8 protein-coding genes are annotated in these 2,781 nt (G+C 37.4%); 6 read left to right on the top strand and 2 right to left on the bottom strand.

Features of this window, described 5'->3' with window-relative positions:
* Positions 1-101 precede the first annotated feature (101 nt).
* Complete coding sequence (locus PX481_RS08370) at positions 102-305, bottom strand: hypothetical protein (protein ID WP_196219784.1); 204 nt, start codon at positions 303-305, stop codon at positions 102-104.
* A gap of 125 nt (positions 306-430) precedes the next feature.
* Between PX481_RS08370 and PX481_RS08365 the strand changes: the two genes are divergently transcribed.
* A complete protein-coding gene (locus PX481_RS08365) occupies positions 431-679 on the top strand; it encodes a DUF4160 domain-containing protein (RefSeq protein ID WP_002736965.1) in 249 nt (82 codons plus the stop codon).
* A 4-nt stretch (positions 680-683) separates the two neighbouring features.
* Positions 684-929, top strand: coding sequence for a DUF2442 domain-containing protein (locus PX481_RS08360; protein WP_002737254.1), 246 nt, complete (start codon positions 684-686; stop codon positions 927-929).
* A gap of 54 nt (positions 930-983) precedes the next feature.
* Here PX481_RS08360 and PX481_RS08355 read toward each other — a convergent pair whose 3' ends face one another.
* Positions 984-1,172, bottom strand: coding sequence for a hypothetical protein (locus PX481_RS08355; protein ID WP_288027826.1), 189 nt, complete (start codon positions 1,170-1,172; stop codon positions 984-986).
* 160 nt (positions 1,173-1,332) lie between these two features.
* Between PX481_RS08355 and PX481_RS08350 the strand changes: the two genes are divergently transcribed.
* The 4 genes from PX481_RS08350 (at position 1,333) to PX481_RS08335 (ending at position 2,405) form a co-directional block, all read left to right on the top strand.
* The gene (locus tag PX481_RS08350) at positions 1,333-1,551 is read left to right on the top strand and encodes a hypothetical protein (protein ID WP_002757428.1); all 219 of its coding nucleotides are present in this window, start codon (positions 1,333-1,335) and stop codon (positions 1,549-1,551) included.
* The gene (locus tag PX481_RS08345; RefSeq protein WP_043998863.1) at positions 1,544-1,828 is read left to right on the top strand and encodes a type II toxin-antitoxin system RelE/ParE family toxin; all 285 of its coding nucleotides are present in this window, start codon (positions 1,544-1,546) and stop codon (positions 1,826-1,828) included. The genes PX481_RS08350 and PX481_RS08345 overlap by 8 nt, the downstream gene beginning before the upstream one ends.
* Before the next feature lie 117 nt (positions 1,829-1,945).
* A complete protein-coding gene (locus PX481_RS08340; protein ID WP_002757427.1) occupies positions 1,946-2,218 on the top strand; it encodes a BrnT family toxin in 273 nt (90 codons plus the stop codon).
* Positions 2,184-2,405 (top strand): hypothetical protein, encoded by a 222-nt coding sequence (locus PX481_RS08335; protein WP_002757426.1) that lies wholly within the window; start codon positions 2,184-2,186, stop codon positions 2,403-2,405. The genes PX481_RS08340 and PX481_RS08335 overlap by 35 nt, the downstream gene beginning before the upstream one ends.
* The last annotated feature ends 376 nt before the right edge of the window (positions 2,406-2,781 follow it).

Genomic DNA, 2,781 nt, shown 5'->3' with positions numbered 1-2,781 from the left:
CTCCCGCCTACTTTTCAAGCTTTTTGTCCTGTACTTAGGGGAAATGTCCTTATTTTAGAATACTAATCAAGAATAAACGAATACAAACTGAATATATTGATTTAACTGACAAAGAAAAACAATGTATAACTCAGTCCTAGGGTGCGTTCCCTAATGCAAGTCCTGCTACTCCAGCGATCGATTTTTGGGAACGCACCATGCACATTGATGGCAGCTGTCAGTGGGATGCCGAAGAACGTAGTGCGATCGCCGTAATCTTCTTGATTAAACTTTAAAACTGCCATTGCTTGGGATAGGAACGTCACTGGCGATCGCTTTTTGGGGATGAGGAGTGCGATTGCTGATCTTGTCGTTTAGGTCGAGGTAACAAAACCCAACAAGCTTTGTTATAATATTTTTGTCATAAAGCAAGACTTATAAAAATAGATTTATGCCAGAAATTACTCGATTTTATGGAATTATCATTAAAATCTTTTTTGCCGATCATCCACCTCCCCATTTTCATGCGATTTATGGAGAATATAACGCCCTATTTAATCTGGAAACCTTAGAAATCATTGAAGGAGACTTACCTAATAGAGCCACAAAAATGGTTGTAGAATGGGCAACAATCTATCAATCAGAATTATTGAAAATGTGGAACACTCAAGAATTTAATAAATTACCACCTTTGAAATAAAACAATGCTTTATCCCAAAATAACATCAGCCGAAATCATTGAAAATTATACTCTATTGGTGCATTTTTCTAATCATCAAGCTAGAAAATATAACTGTGAAAATCTACTAGAAAAAACGATGTTTTCTTCCCTTAAAAACTATGCTTTCTTTAAAAACTTTCAACTTGATCCATCAGGTAGCGGAATCGTTTGGAATGATGAAGTTGATATAAGCGAGTATGAAATTTGGATCAATGGAATTGAACTATGATTGCCGATCTTGTAGTGCGATCGCTGTCATCTTGTTGATTAAACTTTAAAATTGTCATTGCTTGGGATGGGAACGCCAAGGGCGATCGCTTTTTGGGGATAAGGAGAGGCGATCGCTATCGCCGTAGGGTGCGTTCCCTAATGCAAGTCCTACTGCTCCAGCGATCGATTTTTGGGAACGCACCATGCACATTGATGCAGTGCGATCGCTGTTATCTTCTTGATTAAACTCTGAAATTGTCATTGCTTGGGATAGGAACGCCAAGGGCGATCGCTTTTTGGGAATGAAGAGGGGCGATCTCTCTTTGTGAGTTGGAAAGTTGTCATCGATCCGCGATCGCGGATGTCATTATTGCCCAAGCAGAGTAAAATAAAAGTCTGTATTGAAAAAGGGGAAAGTAACAATGCCGCCAACAATGCAATTTAGTCAAATCTTAGAAATGATTGACTATCTCTCTTTTGATGAACAAGATGACTTGATCAATATTGTTAAACATCGGCAAATCGAAAAAAGACGAGAACAAATTGCTCAAAATATTTCTCAAGCTCGACAAGACTATCAAAATGGTAATGTTTTTCGAGGAGATGTTGATTCCATTATTGCCGAACTAAACAATGATTAACTTGGTTTTTAGCCAATCATTTAAACGCGCTTTCAAAACAAGGATTAAACGACAACCCGACTTAAAATCAAAAATAGAAGCCAAATTGAGACTACTCGCTGACGATCTCTATAATCCAATATTACGCAGCCATAAACTAAAGGGGAAATTGTCAGGTGCTTGGGCTTTTTCTGTTGAATATGATTGTCGAATTATTTTCAATTTTGAATCAAACCCTGAAACCCAAGAAGAAGAGATCAACCTAATTGATATTGGAACTCACGATGAGGTTTATTGAATATGATTTTTTATTATGTTAGCAAGGTTTCGGAGTTGGTGATCGCTTTTTGATGATGGGAAAGGGCGATCATGTATAATCCAAAATATTATGAACTAGATACAAAATCTCGATAAAATGGAGATAGAATGGGACAATAATAAAGCTGCTGCCAACTTGATCAAGCATAAAATTGATTTTGAAGATGCAAAAAACATTTTTCTAGATCCCAACTGTCTGGAAAGAGAAGATAAACGTGATTATAATGAAACTAGAATTCAAGTAATCGGTATAGTTAATCAAGTAGTTTTATTGGTCGTCTATACCAAAAGAAACGGCAGATACCGCATTATTTCAGCAAGGAGAGCCAATAAAAATGAACGACGACAATATTACCAGAGTCAGACTTGATCCCGAAAATGTTAGTCATGGTAAGACAGATTGGGAAAAAGTTGAAGCAATGACTGAGGAAGAAATTGACAAAGCAGCCGAAGCAGATTCGGACTGTCTCCCCCTATCTCAACAAGAATTAAATGAGTTTCGCCGTACATCAATCACAGATGCCGATCTTGTAGTGCGATCGCTGTCATCTTGTTGATTAAACTTTAAAATTGTCACTGCTTGGGATAGGAACGCCAAGTGCGATCGCTTTTTGGGGATGAGGAGTGCGATGCCGAAGGCACTGCGTAGCAGATCGCTGCTCTTGTAGAAACCCAACATTACTTTTTCCCAAATTACCACCCAATATCTGAGTTATAATCAATAATATCCATTCTACACCTTAATCAAATAATTTAACTTATGTCTGCTACAATTCGTCAAGAACTTCACCAACAGATTGACCGATTACCTGATGACATTGTTGAAAAAATTGCCAACTTTACCCGATTAATTTCCCCTGAGCCAAACAACATTTCAGAATATACTAATTGGCAAGATGAAGACTGGCAAAAATTTTCATTAGAGCAATTTTT

The sequence above is a fragment of the Microcystis sp. M53603_WE2 genome (genome assembly GCF_030065435.1).
Note: the sequence above shows the minus strand (reverse complement) of the source record. Positions and strands in the feature narration are given on the sequence as shown.

Bases quoted from the DNA above. Each gene is read 5' to 3' on its own strand.
- PX481_RS08365 (WP_002736965.1), top strand. From the start codon at position 431: ATGCCAGAAATTACTCGATTTTATGGAATTATCATTAAAATCTTTTTT.
- PX481_RS08360 (WP_002737254.1), top strand. From the start codon at position 684: ATGCTTTATCCCAAAATAACATCAGCCGAAATCATTGAAAATTATACT.
- PX481_RS08355 (WP_288027826.1), bottom strand. From the start codon at position 1,172: ATGACAATTTCAGAGTTTAATCAAGAAGATAACAGCGATCGCACTGCA.
- PX481_RS08350 (WP_002757428.1), top strand. From the start codon at position 1,333: ATGCCGCCAACAATGCAATTTAGTCAAATCTTAGAAATGATTGACTAT.
- PX481_RS08345 (WP_043998863.1), top strand. From the start codon at position 1,544: ATGATTAACTTGGTTTTTAGCCAATCATTTAAACGCGCTTTCAAAACA.
- PX481_RS08340 (WP_002757427.1), top strand. From the start codon at position 1,946: ATGGAGATAGAATGGGACAATAATAAAGCTGCTGCCAACTTGATCAAG.
- PX481_RS08335 (WP_002757426.1), top strand. From the start codon at position 2,184: ATGAACGACGACAATATTACCAGAGTCAGACTTGATCCCGAAAATGTT.